The organism is Pseudomonas sp. PDM13, from assembly GCF_025685765.1.
Lineage (GTDB): Bacteria > Pseudomonadota > Gammaproteobacteria > Pseudomonadales > Pseudomonadaceae > Metapseudomonas > Metapseudomonas solani.
The window spans coordinates 209,900-228,259 of the sequence record NZ_JAOTQU010000006.1; the positions used below are offsets into that span (position 1 = coordinate 209,900).

Sequence of the window (18,360 nt, forward strand, 5' to 3'; positions counted from 1 at the left end):
GCTCAGGCTCCTCGGGTGTTCTGCCAGGTGACATGGGTGCGCTGGCCATCGAGGCCGAGCATCGGGCCGTACATCTCCGGGCGGCGATCGCGGTAGATGCCCCAGGCCAGGCGCTCCTCGGCCATGGTGTCGAGGTCCAGCTCCTGCAGCAGCACCGTGGAGCCCTCGCGATCGGCCTCGGCCAGCAACTTGCCCTTGTGGTCGCAGATGAAGGAGGAGCCGTAGAAGCTCATCTGCAGCTCCGGGTCGGTGGTCGCCACCTCGCGGCCGACGCGGTTGGCCGCCACCACCGGGAGGATGTTGGCGGCGGCGTGCCCGCGCATGGTCATCTGCCAGTGGTCGCGGGAATCCAGGCCCTGGGCGCTGGGCTCGGAGCCGATGGCGGTGGGGAACAACAGCACCTCGGCACCCTGCAAGGCCAGGCAGCGCGCGGTCTCGGGGAACCACTGATCCCAGCATATACCCACGCCGAGGCGGCCGTGGGCGGTGTCCCAGACGCGGAAGCCGGTGTCGCCCGGGCTGAAGTATTCCTTCTCCTGGTAGCCGATGGCGTTGGGGATGTGGGTCTTGCGGTACACGCCCAGCAGGCGGCCATCGGCGTCGGCCATGGCCAGGGAGTTGAAGAAGGCGTTGCCGGCACGCTCGAACCAGCTCAGCGGCAACACCACGCCCAGTTCCCCGGCGAGGTCGGCGAAGCGCGCCAGCACCTGGCTCTGGGCGTATTCCTCGGCCAGCGCCAGGTGGCGGTGGTTCTGCTCGATGCAGAAATAGGGGGTGGCGAACAGCTCCTGCAGCAGGATCACCTGGGCACCCCGGGCGGCCGCCTCACGGACCAGGCGCTCGGCCTGGTCGAGGTTGCGTGCGAGGTTCCAGCTGCAGGCCATCTGGGTGGTGGCGACGGTCAGCTTGGCCATCTCACATCCCCTTCAGCAGCCAGGACGGCTGCTGCTGGGTGATGCAATGCACCCCGCCGCCGCCGTGGGCCAGCTGGTTGATGCGCACCGGCACCACCTCGCGGCCGGGGAAGGCCAGGCGCAGGGTGGAGGCGGCTTCGTCGTCGGCGTCGATGCCATAGGCCGGCATGATGATGGCGCCGTTGGCGATGTAGAAGTTGGTGTAGGAGGCGCAGAACACCTCCGCCTCGGTGTCCACCGCGTCGCTGGCCTCGAACAGCTCGAGCATCTCGAAATGGCGGCCACGGGCGTCGGTGGCCAGCTCCAGGGCACGGCGGTTCTCCCGCGCCACCTGGGCGTAGACCGAGGAGACGTCACGGGTGGCATCCACCAGCAGCGCGCCGGCGCGGGCGAAGGCGCAGACGCCGTCGACGTGGCCGTCGGTCATGTCGCCGGTCACGTGGTCCGGGTCGCCCGGCAGCCAGATGGTCTTCTTCACCCCCAGCAGGCGGGCGAAGATCTCCTCCACCTCGGCCTTGCTGATGCCCGCGTTGCGGTTGGCGTTGAGCAGCACCGACTCGGTGGTGATCAGGGTGCCGTCGCCGTCGACGTGGATGGCGCCGCCCTCGTTGCTCAGCGCGGTGCCGAAGCAGTCCAGCCCCAGGCCGTTGAGCACGCGACGGGCCAGGCCCTCGTCGAGGTCGTGTGCCGACTTGCCGCCCCAGGCATTGAAGCGCCAGCTGACGCCGGCCACGCCCAGTTGCGGGTGGCAGACGAAGCTGGGGCCGGAGTCACGGCACCAGCTGTCGTTGACCGCCAGCGGCAGCAGCTCGATGCCCGGGCCGCAGAGGGCGCGGGCACGCTCCACGGCGCTCGGGTCCACCACCATCTTCACCGGCTCGAAGCGGGCGATGGCGTTGGCGACGCGGGCGAAGTCCTCCTGCACCGCAGCCAGGGTCACGCCCCAGCCCGCTTCCCACAGCGGCTGGTTGTGCGGCCAGACCATCCAGGTGGCGGCGTGGTGGGACCATTCGGCGGGCATGACCCAGCCGCTCTGCTGCGCGTGTTGCTGCTGCATGACGATTGCCTTCAGTTAAGTTTTAGTTATCACTGAAAACCGCGATTGCGGTAATGGATGCCATGCTAGGCCTGTGAATTCGGCGCAACAAACGATAGATTTTCCACATTTATGATCAGACAGGCTTATCAGAGATGCTCAAGCACTGGCCCCCGCTGAACGCCCTGCGCGGCTTCGAAGCCGCCGCCCGCCTCGGCAGCTTCCACAAGGCCGCCGAGGAGCTGCACCTCACCCAATCGGCCATCAGCCAGCAGATCCGCAGCCTCGAAGGCTTCCTCGAACAGCCGCTGTTCCACCGCAATGGCCGCAGCGTCGCCCTCACCGATGCCGGGCACGACCTGCTCGGCACCACCCAGGCGCTGCTGCAGCAACTGGCCGTGGGCATCCGCCGGCTGGAGCAGTACCGCAAGCCCAACCAACTGGTGGTCAACACCAGCCCGGCCTTCGCCCGCCACTGGCTGGTGCCGCGCCTGGGCGGCTTCCGCCAGCAGCACCCGGAAGTGGACCTGTGGCTGTTCACCACCGACGAGCCGCCGGACATGGCCACCCAGACCATCGACATCGCCGTGCGCGACGACATCACCGCCCAGACCGAATGCAGCTTCCGCGTGCTCCACGCCGACCGCCTCTACCCCGCCTGCCACCCGTCCCTGCTGGCCACGCCGCCGGCGCAGCGCACCACCCTGCACGGCGAACGGGAAATGGACTGGAGCCACTGGGCGCTGGAAGCCGGCATCGACGTCGGCCAGCAGAGCAGCGGCCTCAACTTCTCCGACCCCGGCCTGCTGCTGGACGCCGCCTGCGACGGCCTCGGCATCGCCCTGGTCAGCCAGCTGCTGGCGCAGAAGGCCCGCGCCGAGAACCGCCTGCAACCGCTGGTGGAACAGACCATCCGCGGCCCCAAGTGGGCCTGGCTGATCCACCGCGACAGCGAGCTCAGCCCGCTGACGCGCAGCTTCAGCGCGTGGTTGCTGGAGCAACTGGAGGCAAGCGAGAGTTCGACCGTCTAACCCACCGCCAGTCGGACGGAAACATTTTCTTGCATCTGCAGTTGCGGGTTTTACCCCTCTCGTCCGTCCTGAATGTAACGCCCCCTCGACTTCGAGATGTCGTTCCTTTGGTTTTCACCCGCCAGCTCACTGGGGCCGGCGGGTGCTTTTCCATTGGTCGGGCGTAACCGAACCCGTGACCGGCCGAGGCCGGTGGCCCTGATTCCGCTACCAAGATCGTTGCCCATGTCGAAGAAGTCCCGTTCGAAAATCTGGTTCCTGGTCCACAGCTGGCTGGCATTGCCCATCTGGTTCTTCGTGTTCCTGGTGTGCATCACCGGCACCCTGGCAGTGCTCAGCGAGGAGATCATCTGGCTCGCCAACCCCGACGTGCGCGCCACCGCGCCCTCGGACGACGCCGAGCTGATGAGCTTCGACCAGATACTCGCCGCCATCGAGAAGCAGGACCCCACCGCCGATGTGGAGTGGCTGGCCAAGCCCGAGGAAAGCCACTTCGCCCTGACCGCCTCGGTGACCTACCCCGACACGCGCTCCGCGACCCTGTACGTGAACCCCTACACCGGACAGATCCAGGGCAGCAGCCCGCTGTTCGACTTCCGTCAGTTCACCCGTGCCCTGCACGGCTGGTGGCTGGTGCCCTTCACCAACGGCTACAGCTGGGGCTGGTACCTGGTGTCGCTGCTGGGCCTGCCGATGCTGGCCTCCCTGATCACCGGGCTGGTGGTGTACAAGCGCTTCTGGCGCGGCTTCCTGCGGCCGACCCTGCGCATCCGCCAGGGCGCGCGCATCTTCTGGGGCGACTTCCACCGCCTCTCGGGCATCTGGTCGATCTGGTTCATCGCGGTGATCTCCATCACCGGCATCTGGTTCCTGATCCGCGCCATCCTCGCCGACGCGCACATTTCCATCTCCAGCGAGGGCCTGCCGACCCTGATCCCGCGTGACCAGATCCCCCTGGTGCAACCCGGCCAGCCGGTGCCGCGCGTGACCATGGACCAGGCGGTCGCCACCGCCACCGAGACCATTCCCGGCTTCGACGTGAGCTTCGTGATGTTCGCCCCCGACGCCTACACGCCGATGGAAGTGGGCGGCCGTGGCTGGTACCCGCTGATGTTCCAGACCGCCGAGCTCAACCCCTACACGGGCGAGCTGGTGGGGTCGCGCCTGCTCGCCGACCGCACGCCCCTGGAGTTCGTCACCGAGTCCATGCGCCCGCTGCACACCGGTGACTTCGGTGGCATCTGGGTGAAGATGATCTGGTTCTTCTTCGGCCTGCTGCTGAGCATGATGGTGCTCAGCGGCCTGCTCATCTGGAGCAAGCGCACGGTGATCGCCACCGCCAAGGCGCTCAAGCGCAAGCCCCGCCCGACACCCGCCGCCACCGCCGTGGAGGCGACCGAATGAGCAACGCAGCCCTGATTCCCGAATCCCGCTTCAAACGCCTGTGGCTCAAGTGGCGCTTCCACCTCAGCGCGCTGCTGGTGCTGATCCCGCTGGGCTTCATGCCCGCCTACTTCCATGACGTCAGCCTCGACCGCGGCCTGCAGGGCCTGGGCGAACGGGTGATCGGCGAATACCCGGTCGGCCCCTGGACCGCACGCATCGCCGAATGGGAGCTGCACGAGCCGCAACGGGACGGCAAGGCCGGCTACATGAAGGAAATCACCCTGGCCTTCTGCGCCGAGTGCATCGGCCAGGTGAAGGCCGCCTACCTGCGCATCGGCAAGCCACGCAGCCTGCGCGCCGCCGGCTCGCTGCTGTCCGGCAGCCCCTACCGGCTGTTCGCCGAAGTGCGCATCCCGCCGGGCACCACCGTCGACGACGCCCTGTGGCTGACCGTGGAAGGCTGGGACGGCAGCGTGCACCAGGCGTCCATCCCCCTGAAGGAAGTCTCGCCGTCGATGATCGAATGGCTGGCCCGCAACGGAGACAAGCTGTGAAGCCCCTTTACCCCACCCTGCTGGCGAGCGCCCTGCTGCTCGCCGCCCCCGCCGCCTTCGCCCACAACGCCTTCGTCGAGTGCGAAGCCATCGCCGAAGGGCAGATCCGCTGCACCGGCGGCCTCTCCAACGGCAGCGCCGCCCCGGACGTGACCCTGGACGTGATCGGTTACGACGAAAATGTACTGGTCGCCGGCAAGCTCGGCGCGGATTCGCGCTTCACCTTCCCCCGCCCGGATGGCGAGTTCTACGTGCTGCTCGACCTCGGCGCCGGCCACACGGCCGAATTGGACTACAAGCAGATCAAGGGGCTCTGAGCGCGCACCATCGGCAATCGGCGGGCTGAAGCGGAGCGCCGCCCGGCCCACCCTACGCAAGAGACCCGCTCTGTGCGCGTCGGCGGTACCGCTGGTGGATGAAAAAAGCGTCATCCACCCACCGACCAACTCCGCGCGCGCCAACCGTGGACGACGCTCCACCCGTCCACCAAGCGAACTCACCGGCTGCAACGCTGGTGGAAGTAAAAAGCGACCTCCACCCGCACAGCGTCACGCCGTAGCCCGGGCTTCAGCCCGGGGCCTGGTCGGCTGCGATCAATACTCCCAGCGCAGCGAAGCGGTCAGGCTGCGCGGTTCGCCGTAGAGGTCGCTGTAGATGCTGGTGCTGGCGTAGTACTCCTTGTCGAACAGGTTGTTGACGTTGAGCGTGCCGGTGAAGTGCTCGTCGAAGCGGTAGCGCGCCAGCACGTCCACCAGGGCGTAGCTGCCTTGGGTGGCCAAGGCCTTCAGGTCCCTGTTCTCGTAGCTGGTCGCGCTTTCCCAACGCACGCCACCGCCGAGGGTGAGACGGTTCAGGTCCCCCGTCAGGTCGTAGGTGGTGAAGAGCTTGACGTTGTTCCGTGGGAAACCGACGTTCACATCGACGCCTTGCGGGTAGTAGGTGTTCACGTGGCTGTAGGCCGCCTGCACTTGCCAGCCCGGCATGAGTTCACCGGCGACCTCGAGCTCCAGGCCTTTGATCTTGATCTTCGCGGGCGCCACCATCTCGTTGTCGAAGGCGTCGTACAGCCCGGTGCCGACCGCGTAGTTGCTAAGCTTGGACTCGAACAGCGCAGCGGTGAGGTTGAGCCGGCCGTCGTAGTACTCGCCCTTCGCCCCCACTTCGTAGCTGTCGCCTTCGGTGGGGTCCATGAATTTCCCTTCGACGGTCCTGCTCGACTGCGGTTTGTAGATGCTGGTGTAGCTGGCGTAGACCGAGTGGTTGTCATCCAGGTCGTAGACGATGCCGGCGTATGGCGTGAGCTCGCCGTTCTCGCGCTTCTTCAGGGAGGTCGGGTCGTAGCCGTAATACGCGGACGTCTGGTCGACCTTGAAGTAGCTCAGGCGGCTGCCGAGGATCAGCGACAGGTCATCGGTGAGCTTGAAGCGGGCCGTGCTATAGGCCGCGTACTGGCGCTGGCTGTACTCCAGGTCGCCAATGCGGTTGAACGGCGGCTTGGAGATGTCGCCGCCCCATTCGAAGACGTTGGGAATGCTCGGATCCCAACCGCTGCCGCTGCGATCCACCCACAGCGGGTAGGCACCGGTGTTGCTGCGGTAGCGCATGGCGCTGGCGCCCACCACCAGCTCGTGCTCGCGGCCGAACAGGTTGAAGGGGCCGGAGGCATAGGCATCCACCGAGTTCTGCTCGGGCTTGCTCGGCCACTTGGCGAAATACAGGCTGGTGCCGGCACCGGTCTGCGGGTCGGGGTAACCGTAACTACTGAACCAGCCGTACTCGACGTCGTTGTCGTCACGCACGTTGGTGACGGCGACCTTGGCCATCCAGTCGTTGTCGAAGCGGTGCTCGTAGGTGCCGAAGATCGAGGTGCGCTGGCGATCCGCGTAGCTCCAGTCGGCAGCCGAGTTGAAGGAGCGCTTGAAGTCGGTGCGCTGGCCATTGCTGTAGAAGGCCGGGAAGCCGAAATAGCCGCAGGCATCGCAGTTGCGCACCTGGTAGTCGATGCCGAAGCTGACGGTGTCGCGCTCGCTCAGGTCCGCCTCGATCACGCCATAGGCCACCTGGCGCTCGGTGCTGAGGCGGTCGGTGAAGGAGTTGGCGGTCTGGTAGGCGCCCACCAGGCGGCCGCGCAGGGTGCCTTGCTCGTTCATGGGGCCGGAGACATCCACCTCGGTGCGGTAGTTGTCCCAGGAGCCGGCGCTGCCCTGGACGGACGCGGTGAACTCGCGGGTCGGGCGCTTGCGCACCATGTTGATGGTGGCGGAAGGCTGGCCGATGCCACTGAGCAGGCCGGTGGCGCCGCGCACGATCTCGACCCGGTCATACACCGCCATGTCGTTGGACTGGCTACTCATGGAGGGTTCGAAAACGGTGGGGATGCCGTCGACCTGGAAGTTCTCGATCTTCATGCCGCGGGAAAAGATGCCCACTTCCTCGTCCGAGGAGTTGCTCTTCTTCTTGTAGAGCACGCCGGGGGCCTGGGTCAGCACGTCTTCCAGGCTGACCATTTCCTGGTCGCGGATGCGCTGGCTAGTGATCACGCTGACCGATTGCGGCGTCTCGCGGATGGACAGCGGCAACTTGGTGGCGGTACGGGTCGAACCCGTGGTGTAGGAACCGGTGCCCTCGGTGGTATCGCCCAGCAGCGAGCTGGTGATGGTCGTTGCGCCCAGCTCCAGCCCCTCACCCTTTGCCATGGGCACCAGCGACAGCGTGCCGCCGCCCGTCACGATCAGCGCCAGCCCGCTACCTGCCAGCGCCTGCTGCATCGCCTGCTCGGCCGAGAACTGGCCGCGCACCGCCGGTGCCCGCTTGCCGTGTACCAGCGACGGGTCGGCGGAGAGGGTGCGGCCGCTCTCGCGGGAGATGCGTGCCAGGGTTTCGCCCAGCGGGCCGGCGGGGATGTCATAGCTGCGCACGGCAGCCTGGCTGGTGCTGGACTCGGCCAGGGCCACGAGCGGCTGGCCGGCGCTGGCGAGAGCGATTGCCAGGGCCAGCAGGCCAGGGCGCAGAAGGGGGGACGACATGAAGGGCTCCTTGTTCTGTGTGTCGGGTTTGCCCTATCCATGTCCAACGAGGCGAATAAACCCCTCATCGTTTTTGCGAATTTTTTGCATTTGTTCGACGGTCGCGCTTTCGAGCCCGTCTTTGCCGCCCTTTGGTAGATGAAAAAAGCGACCTCCACCCCGACCAACCCCGCGCACCAGCCGTAGGGTGGACGACGCTTCACCCGTCCACCATTTCGTGCTCGCAGGCAACACCGCTGGTGGATGAAAAGAGCGTCATCCACCCTACGCACGGAGCCACTCCATGCGCGATCAGGCGCGATCGACCAGGGTCAGCCAGGGGCCGTAGCGGCGCACGCGCACTGGCATGGTTTCGGCCAGGGATTGCAGGGCAGCGCCGCTGTCGTCCAGGGGGAACACGCCGAACACCCGCACCTGCGCGGCTTCCGGGCTGATGCGCAGCAGGCCGCGATGGTAGGGGCGCAGGGCCTCGACCAGATGGCCCAGGGGCTCGTCATTGACCTCCACGCGCCCATCCACCCAGGCCGCGCGGGTCAGCAGGCTGGCAGGGGCCGGCTGGATGCCCGAGTCGCCGAACCAGGCCGCCTGGCCTTCGCCCAGCTCGCCGTGCTGCCCGCCATGGCAGTCGATGCGCACGCGGTGTTCCTGCACGCAGACCAGGCTGCGCGCTTCCTCCTGGCGCACCAGGAAGCGCGTGCCCAGCGCGCGGACTTCGCCCTGGTCGGTGGCGATGATGAAGGGCCGAGCAGCATCGGCCGCCACGCTGGCCAACAGCTCGCCCTCGCGCAGGCGCACCAGGCGGCGCGTGCCGCCGAAACGGATATCCACCGAGCTGCGGGCGTTGAGCACCAGGCGGCTGCCGTCCTCCAGCTGCAGCGTGCGGCGCTCGCCGGTGGCGGTGTGCACATCGGCAGTGAGGCCCGCCAAGGGGGTCACGCGGTTGACCAGCGCACCGCTGCCGGCGCCCAGCACCAGCAGGGCCAGGCCGCCGCGCAGCAGCTTGCGCCGCTGCGGCGAATCGGGGGCGGAGAGTGCCCGGCTGGCGGCACGCAGTTGCCCGGGGCTACGCCCTTCGGCGCCCTGCAGGTCGGCCAGGGGTTGTTGCAGCAGGCCGCTGACCCGTTGCCAGGCCACCAGGTGGGCCGGGTCGTCGGCCAGCCAGCGCTTGAAGTCCTGGCGGTCGTGGTTGGTCACCCGGCCCGGGTCCAGGCGCAGCATCCAGTCGATGGCGGTGCGGGTGTGCAGGTCGAGTTCGGCGTGGCTCATGGCAGCTCCGGGTTCGCGCTCAGGCAGTGCACGAAGGCACGGCGCAGGTCGCGCTCGACGGTGGCCAGGGAAACCCCCAGGTGATCGGCGATGGCCTGCTGCGGCATGCCGTCGAGGCGGTTGAGCAGGAAGGCGCGGCGCACCCGTTGCGGCAGGCCGTCGAGCAGCCGGTCGATGGCGTCGATGGCTTCGCTGACCAGGGCGATGTCCTCTTCGGAAGGCGCGAACTGCTCGGGCAGTTCGGTCAGCGCCTGCAGATAGGCCTGCTCCACCTTGCGACGACGCCAGAAGCTGCACAGCAGGCGTCGGGCCAGGGTATTGAGGAAGGCGCGCGGCTCTTCCAGCTGCCCCAGCTGGCGCGAGGTCAGGGCGCGCATGAAGGTGTCCTGGGTCAGGTCGGCGGCATCCTGCGGGCAGCGCAACTGGCGATAGAGCCAGGCGCGCAACCAGCGATGGTTCTCGTGATAGAGCGTCGCCAGGGAAGCATTGAGATCAGGAGAGGTGGCCACGTGGGGTAGACCCAGGAGTCAAATAAGAATAAGTCGCATTATTGTTGATTCCCGTTCCCGCTGGCAATGCCCGCGTTCATGCTCTCGCCATCTTTCGAGTGATGAGAATCAGGTCACCTGACAGGTATCGAGCGGCGTGATTTCATAGGCGCCCGCCCTTTCCGGGCGGCGCCCATCGACTCTCCAAGGGACTGGAAACCGCCATGCCACTGCTCGCCCTGCTCGTCATCGCCTGCCAGGTCACCTGCGGCCTTCACGTCGTCCGCAGCGGGCAGGAACGCTATTGGCTGTACCTGATCATCGCGCTGCCGGGCCTCGGCTGCCTGATCTACTTCCTCGGCATCATGCTCCCCGACCTGCTCGGCAGCCGCACCGGCCGGCGCACCGTCAACCGCCTGCACGACACCCTCGACCCCGAGCGCCACCTGCGCGCCCTGCGTGACGAGCTGGACCTGCGCGACACCCGCGAAACCCGTGTGCAACTGGCCGAAGAGCTGCTGCGCCTGGGCCGGGCCGACGAAGCCGCCAGCCACTACCAGGCCGCCCTGCGCGGCATCCACGCGCAAGCGCCGGACATCCTCCTCGGCCTCGCCCAGGCGCAGTTCGCCAAGGGCGATGCGCAAGGCTGCCGCGACACCCTCGACCGGCTGATCCAGCACAACCCCGACTACCGCTCCGCCGACGGCCACCTGCTCTACGCCCGCGCCCTGGAAAGCCTCGGCGACACCACGAAAGCGGAAGAGGAATACCGCGCCCTCTCGGGCTACTACACCGGCCCCGAAGCCAACTACCGCTACGCCCTGATGCTCCGCCAGCTGGGCCGCCAGCGCGAAGCCCGCGAGTTGCTGGAGCAGATCCAGCACTACGCCCGCCGCTCCCCCAAGCACTACCGCAACCTGCACGGCGAATGGATCAGCCTCAGCCGCGACGCCCTGCGCGAGATGCAGCCCTGAGGCCTCGCCGCCCCTGACTGCTCCGCCCAGGGCGGAGGCGACTGCACCTGTTCAACGCCCGCCCGGGCAGATAGCGTTGCAGCAGTCGCCTCACTGCCCTGGGGAACTCATGGATTCGGAGTCGCTGCACATCCTGCTGGTGGTCACGGCCGCCGTCGGGGCCCACCTCGCCGTGCGCTGGTACCTCATCCACGGGCTCGCGCCCGACGACAAGGACGACTGGCTGGCCTGAGGCGCTTCGTCTGCACCGCCTTTTCGCCCGGCAACTGGCGCTGTTATCCGGCGCCACGCCACTCCCATAGTGACGCTCCCTCGACTCGTCATTCGGAAAGCGTCGCCATGCTGCGCGGGATGTTCCTGCTGTTGTCGTTCCTGCTCCTGGGCTCGGCCCTCAACCACTTCCTCGTCCCGCTGCTGCCGGGGCCGGTGCTCGGCCTGCTCCTGCTGCTGGCCTTCCTCGTGCTGCGCGGCGGGGTGCCGGCGACGCTGGGGGATGCCAGCGGCCAGCTGCTGAAATACCTGCCCCTGCTGCTGGTGCCGCCGGCGGTGGGGATCATGCTGCACGTGGAAACCATCGGCCGGGACTTCTGGGCCATCGCCGCCGCGCTGCTGGGCTCCCTGCTGGTGGGCATCCCGCTCACCGGCTGGCTGATGCAGGCGCTGATCCGCCGCAGCCGCCCGGAGCACCACCCATGAGCGCCCCGCTGCTGCCTGGCGTCAGCGACCACCCGCTGTTCCACCTCGCCCTGACCCTGGGCGCCTACCAGCTGGCGCTGCTGCTGTTCGAAAAGACCCGCTCGGTGCTGGCGCAACCGGTGCTGGTGGGCACCCTGCTGGTGGTCGCCGCCCTGCTCGCCTGCGGCATCGACTACGCCACCTACCGCAGCGCCTCGAGCATGCTCTGGCTGCTGCTGGGCCCGGCCACCGTGGCCCTGGCGGTGCCGCTATACCTGAACCTGCCGCGCATCCGCCAGCTGTTCTGGCCGGTGCTCATCGCCCTGGCCGTGGGCGGCACGGTGACCCTGGCGCTCACCCTGCTGCTGGCCCACCTGCTGGGCGCCGGCCACGCCATGCTGATGACCCTGGCGCCGAAATCGGTGACCTCGCCCATCGCCATCCTGGTCGCCGAGCAACTGGGCGGCAGCGCCTCGCTGGCGGCGGTGTTCGTGATGATCACCGGCGTGCTCGGCGCCGCCCTCGGCCCGGCCCTGCTGCGCATGGCACGGGTCACCCACCCCGCCGCGCGCGGCCTCGCCCTGGGCCTCACCGCCCACGCCGTCGGCACCGCCCAGGCGCTGCAGGAAAACAGCGAGACAGGCGCCTTCGCCGCCCTGGCCATGAGCCTGGCGGGCGTGGCGACGGCGGTGCTGTTGCCGGTGTTGTTGGGGTGAGGTGCCGGGCTGCACAGGCCAGGATCAATAGGCGCAGAAATCCGCGTTCGTAGAACGTGGATCTACTTTTGGTCCATGGGAAGGGGAGCACAACCAGGCCTCGGAGCATGCAGCCGCGGCTCACTCCACACGTAGGGTGTGCTGCGCGCACCTCTGCTTCACCGGCGGCACCGAGCTGATGTGCGCACCAACCCAGCCGGTACGTAGCGGCTTTCGTAGGATGGGTCGGGCGGCGTTCCGCGAGCGGAGCGAAACCCATGCGGAGGAGGTGGCAGAAGTCCATAGATGCCCAGAAACCACTGTGCTTGAGCGCTTGCTTTAAAACCACAACAGCTAACGCAGACAGAGCCGCTTGCAAAGCCTGTATCGATGACGTGTGATCGTTCGCTTCATCGACAACGACGTCGAACTGCTCGATTACCTGGACTACCACTGAGGAGGCCGACATGACCCAGCACAACCCTCCCCACCCGGGCGAAATCCTCCTCGAGGACGTGCTGCCCACGCTGGGCATCAGCATCGCGGAGATGGCCCGGCGCCTCAGCATCGCCCGCGAAACCCTGTCGCGGATCATGCACGGCCACGCGCCGATCAGCCCGGACCTGGCGGTACGGCTCGAACGCGCCGGCATCAGCACCGCGCGCATGTGGCTGGCCATGCAGGGCAGCTACGACCTCTGGCAGGCCGAACAACGCGAGCAGCCACCCATCGAGCGCTTCGCCGAAATCGCCTGAGCACGACAAGGCCGGCAGGGTTGAACCCCGCCGGCCTGGATCATTGGACGTGAAGAGCGACGCGCCGGATCAGTTCGGCGTGGCGATCATCTGCTGCTTGCGCGCCGAGTCCTTCTGCTGGCGGTAGGCCTTGGCGGCAACCGGGATGGGGCCGCTCTTGCCGGTTTCCACCCAGCGGCGCATGCGCGTGGCGTCGGCGAAGTGGGTGTACTTGCCGAAGGCGTCGAGCAGCACCATGGCCACCTGCTGGTTGCCCATGCGGGTGCGCATCACCAGGCAGTGGCCGGCCTCGTCGGTGAAGCCGGTCTTGGTCAGCTCGATGTTCCAGTCAGCCTTGCGGGTGAGGTGGTTGGTGTTGCTGAAGCCCAGGCTGTAGCGCGGCTTGACGAAGGTGATGGTCTTTTCCTTGGTGGTGCTGAGCTCGCTGAGCAGCGGGTACTTGTTGCTCGCCACCAGCAGCTGCACCAGGTCATGGGCGGTGGAGACGTTGTTCAGCGACAGGCCGGTGGGCTCGACGAAGCGGGTGTGCTTCATGCCCAGGGCACGGGCCTTGGCGTTCATCGCGGCGATGAAGGCCGGGTAGCCGCCCGGGTAGTGGTGGGCCAGGGTCGCGGCGGCGCGGTTCTCGGACGACATCAACGCCATCAGCAGCATGTCGTGGCGGGTGGCCTGGCTGCCCAGGCGCACGCGCGAGTACACGCCCTTCATTTCCTTGGTCTGGCTGATGTCGATGGCGATGACTTCGCTCATCGACTGCTTGGCTTCGAGCACCACCAGGGCGGTCATCAGCTTGGTGACCGAGGCGATGGGCACCACCAGGTCGGGGTTGTTGGAATAGATGATCTTGTTGGTCTTCAGGTCCAGCAGCATGGCGCTGCCGGAGGCGAGTTGCAGTTGCGCCGGGTCGCGCAGGGGCGCGGGGGTCTGGGCGTTGGCAGGGCTGGCCAGCGCAAGGCTGGTGCAGAGGAACAGGGCCTTGAAGAGCGAGGTTCGGATTTTCACGTGACGGGCTACCAGATGCAGATTGGGATGAAGATCGCCGTTGCGAACTGGTCGACATTATAGAGAACAAAAAGCCCGTGGATTCAGCCCCCGTCGGTCGCCGGCAGGCTTTTTTTCGCAGCACGTTCGCAGCGGGAGGGCCAAGCGAAGCGGGAGATCGGCGCAGAGGTGCCTTCGGGAAAAACCGATCGCGAATGAATTCGCGCCCACAGGAGAGGCGGCAATCCACAGGCAGGGACATGACCGCTGCGTAGGGTGGATGGCGCTTTATTCATCCACCAGGCGGAGTCGAATGCGGCGCGGGGTTATACCGGTGACTCCGCATTGATGGGTTTCGCGGAGCTCGCGGAACGCCGCCCGCCCCATCCTACGGAACTCGCGCCGGGCGGCACGATCACTCGCGGCGGTAATACTGCGTGGTGCCCTGCCCCGGTACCCGCTCGATGATCAGGCCGTTGGGGTATTCGGTGGTCTGGCGGATGCCGCCGCGCTGCTGGATGTCCTGGCTGCTGTAGCCGGAGCTGCTGCGGGTGGAGTTGATGTCGCTGGGCACGCGCTGCCCACCGTAGACGTCGTAGCGCTGGCTGCTTTCGTAGGTGTCGACGCTGCCGCTGGCGCCGGGGCTGACATAGGTCTTGGGGATGACGCGAATGGTCTGCTGCCCGTTCGGTTCGGCGGCCAGGGCGGGAATCGCGCCGCTCGCCACCAGGGCCAGCAGCGCACAACGGAAGAGCTTCATGGCCGTACCTCGCTGAGGGTTGTGTGCCGATGATACGTCCGTTGGGCAACCGCCCCATGGCCGGGTTCGGGGCATGGGGCGGGTTTCTGATCAGTGGTGGGAAAAGGGCGTTGGTCGGAGCACAGCCCTTCCCGGGCTGAAGCCCGGGCTACGCCACTGGAGTAATTAAATGCTTATCCACTCGCGCGGTCGCTGCAACCGTGCGCGGCGATGAACATGGCGACGGCCGACCGGCAGTAGGATTCGATTTCGTTTTCGTCCTCTGCTCTCGCCTGATCGAAGCGGGCGATCATCAGTAGATCGGACCCTTTGAAGAGCGCAGCAAACAAGCGGGCGGCTTGGAGGGGATCGGGCACGTTGAGAAGCGCCTTCGCGTGAAGTTGGCGCAACAGGGCCTCGATGTCGGTGATGACATGCTTGGCGCCGGCTTCGTAGTGGCGCTTGCTCAGGGCGTTTTGACTCGTTTTATCGGCCATGACCATGGCTTCAATACTGCTGACGTCTGGTCTCAACAGCGTGCGCAGCAGTGATGTTCCCACCGCCATAAGTTGGTTTTCGACCGAACTTTCGGCACCTTCAAGCAGGGCCTGTGGTGCAAACGACTGCTGGCAGCCGGCCGCGATGGCTGCGCTGAACAGCGCCTCCTTGTTCTCGAAGCGCCTATAGATGCTGAGCTTGGATATCTTCGCCCGCTGGGCGACCTTGTCCAACGTCGTCGCTTGAAAACCCAATTCCACAAAAAGTTCGCTCGCGGCGTCGAGTATCGTTTGGGCAAGCGCCTCGTTGGTGGGCCGGCCGCGCCGGACCGGTATGGTTTCGGTCATGATATTAGTACTTTACAGTATCTTAATTACAGATATACGATACCATTCAGTTTCTTAAATTTGCAATCCAAAGGCTAGGTTACAACCTGCCCTCCAGCGGAACCCATCACCATGAATGACGTCATCATCATCGGCGGAAGTTTTGCCGGTCTCGCCGCAGCTCTGCAGCTCGGCCGTGCCCGTCGCAAGGTCATTGTTCTCGATACCAGCCGGCCGCGTAACCGCTTTGCCGGCCATTCGCATGGTCTGCTCGGTCACGATCACACGCCGCCGCTGGACATCCTGGCCGCGGCGCGGCAGCAGTTGACGCGCTATCCAACGGTCAGGCTGGTCAATGCCCGGGCGGAGGAAATTTCTGGCGCAATCGACGATTTCTGCGTTGTCACTGACGATCACGAAAGCCTAATGGCCCGCCGCGTTATCCTGAGCTATGGCGTCGCCGACCAAATGCCTGATATTCCGGGCTTTGCCGAGAGTTGGGGCACGTCCATCGTCCCCTGCCCCTATTGCGACGGCTTTGAAGCCGCAGGCCAGCATTGGGGCCTCGTGTGGTCCGGCCCGCAATCGCACAACCAGGTCAGGCTGTTCCTCGATTGGACCGACAGGTTGACTGTCTTTGCCGATGGTCACGACATTGCGCCTGATATCCAGGCCGATCTGGCGCACCGCAACATACCTGTCGTCGACGGGCGTATCGTCGAGATCGCCCATCACCAGGGGGATATCGCTACCGTCAATCTCGACACTGGCTCCACTGTCGCGGTCGACATCCTGTTTGCTCATCCGCGCAACAAGCCGTCCGCAAACCTGCATGAATCGCTGGGCCTTGCTACGATGGATACGCCTACCGGCGTCGTGCTCAAGGTCGACGAGCGCCGCCAAACCAGCACGCCCGGCATCTACGCCGCCGGCGATCTCACCACGCCCATATTGCCCTCGGTCACCCAGGCCTCTTCGCAGGGCGCGATGGCGGGTATTTTCGCCCAGCAGTCGATGCTGGCTTGAGCGCATAGAGAGGAGATGAACATGGCCGTCGAACCGGACAGCGCGGGGGTGCGCTTCCCTCCGCCCTTCATCTATCTGGGAGCACTGCTGTTAGGGCTGGCGGCGGAGCAGTTCGTTGCCCTGCGCTCTTTCGGCATCAACCAGTGGTTGCTGGTCGCGACGGGCGCGCTGCTGTTCGCTGTCGGCGCGGCGACGATGCTTGCGGCGGCGGGGCTGTTCCGGCGCCTGGGCACCCACATTCCGCCGTCGCGACCAACGATCCTCATCGCAACGACCGGCCCTTATCGGTGGACCCGCAATCCCATGTATCTTGGCATGGCGCTTGTCTATGCCGGCATTGCGGTCGGCCTCGACGGAGCGATCGCCTTGGCTTTGCTTCCGTTGGTGCTGATCGTGATCCAGAGGCAAGTGATCGCTCGCGAGGAGCGCTATCTTGAAGCGAAGTTCGGTGACGACTACCGCCGCTACAAGGCCGAGGTTCGCCGCTGGCTCTGATTATTCCTGCGGGATTTTCTCTGATAACCAACACCGGCTTTCTTACCACGGCTACTGAATGGATCCTGATTTCGTAGATAACCAAGGGCCGCTTTTGGCCGATAGCTGCCAGTCACAAGCAGCAGAGTCATTAGATAGCCGTTAGTTTTTACCCCCGCAATCCATCCGGCGAACTACTGCCACACCCTTGCCCTCCCATTCCCTCCTCCCTATCCTCCCCCAGCCACGGTAAATCCCGTGGCCGGGTTTGACAGCCCGATGACAAGGCGCGGTGCGCCACAAGGTGCATGCGAAAAACAGCGAATGTTTTTTGCAGGTACGAGCACGCATGCAGTTTTCAACTGCACTGCTTTATGGCGGATCGCGCGGGGAGACCCTCGTGGTCTGCCGGTTTCTTGTCCCGGTCTGTCAACCCCGTGCGATTCGCCACCCTTCGAATGACAGCGAAGGATGGCGAGGTGGTCCACCTGACAAGGAACCAATGCCATGAAAAACGCATTCACCCCCCTCGTTTTCTATCACCACCAAAAACGCCTGCGCGCCGTGATGGTCGACAACCAGCCCTGGTTCGTTGCCCATGACTTCGCGCAGTTGATCGGCCTGGCCGATGCCCTCCCCTTGCTCCCTTCCTTGCAGCCCCACGAGCAGCACACCCTCTCCCTCCGCTACACCGACGACTTCCATGAAGAGGTGGTGGTGATCAGCGATATCGGCGCCTACCGGGCACTGTTCCAGTTCGGCACGTCCAAGCACGGCGATGTGGGCCGCTGGGTGAACGAAGTGCTGGTGCCGACGCTGTATGACTATCACCGCACGCCCGATGCAGCCCCGACGCGTGAAACGCTGACCTACGAGGGCCGGCAGCTGGGTGTGGTGCGCTGGCAGGGAGAGCTGTGGGTGGCCTGGCGGGACTTGCCGCTGTTCATGGCCAGCGGCAAGGAGGTGTCGGCATGAGCACGGATATGCAGCAGCAACGCCTGCACGACCTGCTGGAGCGCCTGGATTCACGGTTGAACGCGGTGCACATGATCGCGGCGATCATCCAGGACAACGCGGGCCGGCGCGAAGGTACTCCCGGCCCCTTTCTCAACGAAGTCCGCGAGGGTGCGCTGATGGATGTGATGGTGGATCTGTGCCACAGCAACCAGCAGGACTTCTGGCAGCTGATGAAGATGGGCGCGCTGCCTCTCTGGACCAACTGACCCAAGCCCGGCCCCTCTTGGAACAGGGAGGGGCTTTTGGGGCAACGGCGTTGCCCTTGGGCGATTGAAATGGCTCTGTCGGCGTTAGCTGTTGTGGTTTTAATGCAAGCCCTCAAGCCCGGCCCTTTCCGGGCGCCCAAGGGTTCGTGCCACCTCCACCGCATGGGTTTCGCTTCGCTCTACACCATCCTACGAAAGCCCGTGCGCACCACGTGGCGATGCGCTGGACGAAGAAAGTTGGAGCAGCCGCCAACGCCCCTCCAGGAGGCCGAACGCAGTCGTTGCGCAGGGGG

At 65.9% G+C, this 18,360-nt stretch carries 21 protein-coding genes; 13 read left to right on the forward strand and 8 right to left on the reverse strand.

Annotation, left to right across the window (positions count from 1 at the left end):
• Positions 1-2 precede the first annotated feature (2 nt).
• Together aguB and OEJ36_RS09310 are read right to left on the reverse strand one after the other, a co-directional pair.
• The gene (gene aguB, locus OEJ36_RS09305; protein WP_263401268.1) at positions 3-914 is read right to left on the reverse strand and encodes an N-carbamoylputrescine amidase; all 912 of its coding nucleotides are present in this window, start codon (positions 912-914) and stop codon (positions 3-5) included.
• A 1-nt stretch (position 915) separates the two neighbouring features.
• Positions 916-1,971: an agmatine/peptidylarginine deiminase gene (locus OEJ36_RS09310; RefSeq protein WP_263401269.1), complete on the reverse strand. Its 1,056-nt coding sequence runs from the start codon at positions 1,969-1,971 to the stop codon at positions 916-918.
• Positions 1,972-2,105: 134 nt separating this feature from the next.
• Here OEJ36_RS09310 and OEJ36_RS09315 point away from each other — a divergent pair, with 134 nt between their 5' ends.
• From OEJ36_RS09315 to OEJ36_RS09330, 4 genes are all read left to right on the forward strand, one after another.
• The gene (locus tag OEJ36_RS09315) at positions 2,106-2,981 is read left to right on the forward strand and encodes a LysR substrate-binding domain-containing protein (RefSeq protein WP_263401270.1); all 876 of its coding nucleotides are present in this window, start codon (positions 2,106-2,108) and stop codon (positions 2,979-2,981) included.
• Positions 2,982-3,206: 225 nt separating this feature from the next.
• Positions 3,207-4,385, forward strand: coding sequence for a PepSY-associated TM helix domain-containing protein (locus OEJ36_RS09320; RefSeq protein ID WP_263401271.1), 1,179 nt, complete (start codon positions 3,207-3,209; stop codon positions 4,383-4,385).
• Entirely contained in the window at positions 4,382-4,921 is a 540-nt protein-coding gene (locus tag OEJ36_RS09325; protein WP_263401272.1) for a thiamine pyrophosphate-binding protein, read from the forward strand. Before OEJ36_RS09320 ends, OEJ36_RS09325 begins: the two co-directional genes overlap by 4 nt.
• Positions 4,918-5,238 (forward strand): hypothetical protein, encoded by a 321-nt coding sequence (locus OEJ36_RS09330; RefSeq protein WP_263401273.1) that lies wholly within the window; start codon positions 4,918-4,920, stop codon positions 5,236-5,238. The genes OEJ36_RS09325 and OEJ36_RS09330 overlap by 4 nt, the downstream gene beginning before the upstream one ends.
• Before the next feature lie 276 nt (positions 5,239-5,514).
• On the opposite strand, the gene OEJ36_RS09335 is transcribed toward OEJ36_RS09330, so the two are convergent.
• The 3 genes from OEJ36_RS09335 to OEJ36_RS09345 form a co-directional block, all read right to left on the reverse strand.
• A complete protein-coding gene (locus tag OEJ36_RS09335) occupies positions 5,515-7,947 on the reverse strand; it encodes a TonB-dependent siderophore receptor (RefSeq protein WP_263401274.1) in 2,433 nt (810 codons plus the stop codon).
• A gap of 291 nt (positions 7,948-8,238) precedes the next feature.
• Complete coding sequence (locus OEJ36_RS09340; RefSeq protein ID WP_263401275.1) at positions 8,239-9,213, reverse strand: FecR family protein; 975 nt, start codon at positions 9,211-9,213, stop codon at positions 8,239-8,241.
• Entirely contained in the window at positions 9,210-9,722 is a 513-nt protein-coding gene (locus OEJ36_RS09345; protein WP_263401276.1) for a sigma-70 family RNA polymerase sigma factor, read from the reverse strand. The genes OEJ36_RS09340 and OEJ36_RS09345 overlap by 4 nt, the downstream gene beginning before the upstream one ends.
• A gap of 203 nt (positions 9,723-9,925) precedes the next feature.
• On the opposite strand from OEJ36_RS09345, the gene OEJ36_RS09350 reads away from it, so the two are divergent.
• From OEJ36_RS09350 to OEJ36_RS09370, 5 genes are all read left to right on the forward strand, one after another.
• Positions 9,926-10,675 (forward strand): tetratricopeptide repeat protein, encoded by a 750-nt coding sequence (locus OEJ36_RS09350; RefSeq protein ID WP_263401277.1) that lies wholly within the window; start codon positions 9,926-9,928, stop codon positions 10,673-10,675.
• A gap of 109 nt (positions 10,676-10,784) precedes the next feature.
• The gene (locus OEJ36_RS09355) at positions 10,785-10,907 is read left to right on the forward strand and encodes a hypothetical protein (protein ID WP_263401278.1); all 123 of its coding nucleotides are present in this window, start codon (positions 10,785-10,787) and stop codon (positions 10,905-10,907) included.
• Between the two features lie 107 nt (positions 10,908-11,014).
• Positions 11,015-11,371, forward strand: coding sequence for a CidA/LrgA family protein (locus tag OEJ36_RS09360; protein WP_263401279.1), 357 nt, complete (start codon positions 11,015-11,017; stop codon positions 11,369-11,371).
• Positions 11,368-12,066 carry an LrgB family protein gene (locus OEJ36_RS09365; RefSeq protein WP_263401280.1) on the forward strand — a complete coding sequence of 233 codons (699 nt, stop codon included), beginning with the start codon at positions 11,368-11,370 and terminating at the stop codon, positions 12,064-12,066. Before OEJ36_RS09360 ends, OEJ36_RS09365 begins: the two co-directional genes overlap by 4 nt.
• A gap of 446 nt (positions 12,067-12,512) precedes the next feature.
• Positions 12,513-12,800, forward strand: a complete 288-nt coding sequence (locus OEJ36_RS09370; RefSeq protein WP_043242556.1) for a HigA family addiction module antitoxin — start codon at positions 12,513-12,515, stop codon at positions 12,798-12,800.
• Between the two features lie 69 nt (positions 12,801-12,869).
• Here the strand turns inward: OEJ36_RS09370 and pbpG are convergent, their stop codons facing one another.
• The 3 genes from pbpG to OEJ36_RS09385 form a co-directional block, all read right to left on the reverse strand.
• A complete protein-coding gene (gene pbpG / locus OEJ36_RS09375; RefSeq protein ID WP_263401281.1) occupies positions 12,870-13,802 on the reverse strand; it encodes a D-alanyl-D-alanine endopeptidase in 933 nt (310 codons plus the stop codon).
• 394 nt (positions 13,803-14,196) lie between these two features.
• Entirely contained in the window at positions 14,197-14,541 is a 345-nt protein-coding gene (locus OEJ36_RS09380) for a hypothetical protein (protein ID WP_021218035.1), read from the reverse strand.
• Positions 14,542-14,714: 173 nt separating this feature from the next.
• Complete coding sequence (locus OEJ36_RS09385; protein ID WP_263401282.1) at positions 14,715-15,365, reverse strand: TetR/AcrR family transcriptional regulator; 651 nt, start codon at positions 15,363-15,365, stop codon at positions 14,715-14,717.
• Positions 15,366-15,476: 111 nt separating this feature from the next.
• Here OEJ36_RS09385 and OEJ36_RS09390 point away from each other — a divergent pair, with 111 nt between their 5' ends.
• The 4 genes from OEJ36_RS09390 (at position 15,477) to OEJ36_RS09405 (ending at position 18,067) form a co-directional block, all read left to right on the forward strand.
• The gene (locus tag OEJ36_RS09390; RefSeq protein ID WP_263401283.1) at positions 15,477-16,370 is read left to right on the forward strand and encodes an NAD(P)/FAD-dependent oxidoreductase; all 894 of its coding nucleotides are present in this window, start codon (positions 15,477-15,479) and stop codon (positions 16,368-16,370) included.
• A 21-nt stretch (positions 16,371-16,391) separates the two neighbouring features.
• Entirely contained in the window at positions 16,392-16,865 is a 474-nt protein-coding gene (locus tag OEJ36_RS09395) for a methyltransferase family protein (RefSeq protein ID WP_263401284.1), read from the forward strand.
• 486 nt (positions 16,866-17,351) lie between these two features.
• Positions 17,352-17,819 carry a Bro-N domain-containing protein gene (locus tag OEJ36_RS09400; RefSeq protein ID WP_263401285.1) on the forward strand — a complete coding sequence of 156 codons (468 nt, stop codon included), beginning with the start codon at positions 17,352-17,354 and terminating at the stop codon, positions 17,817-17,819.
• Entirely contained in the window at positions 17,816-18,067 is a 252-nt protein-coding gene (locus OEJ36_RS09405) for a hypothetical protein (protein ID WP_043242540.1), read from the forward strand. Before OEJ36_RS09400 ends, OEJ36_RS09405 begins: the two co-directional genes overlap by 4 nt.
• Positions 18,068-18,360: the final 293 nt, after the last annotated feature.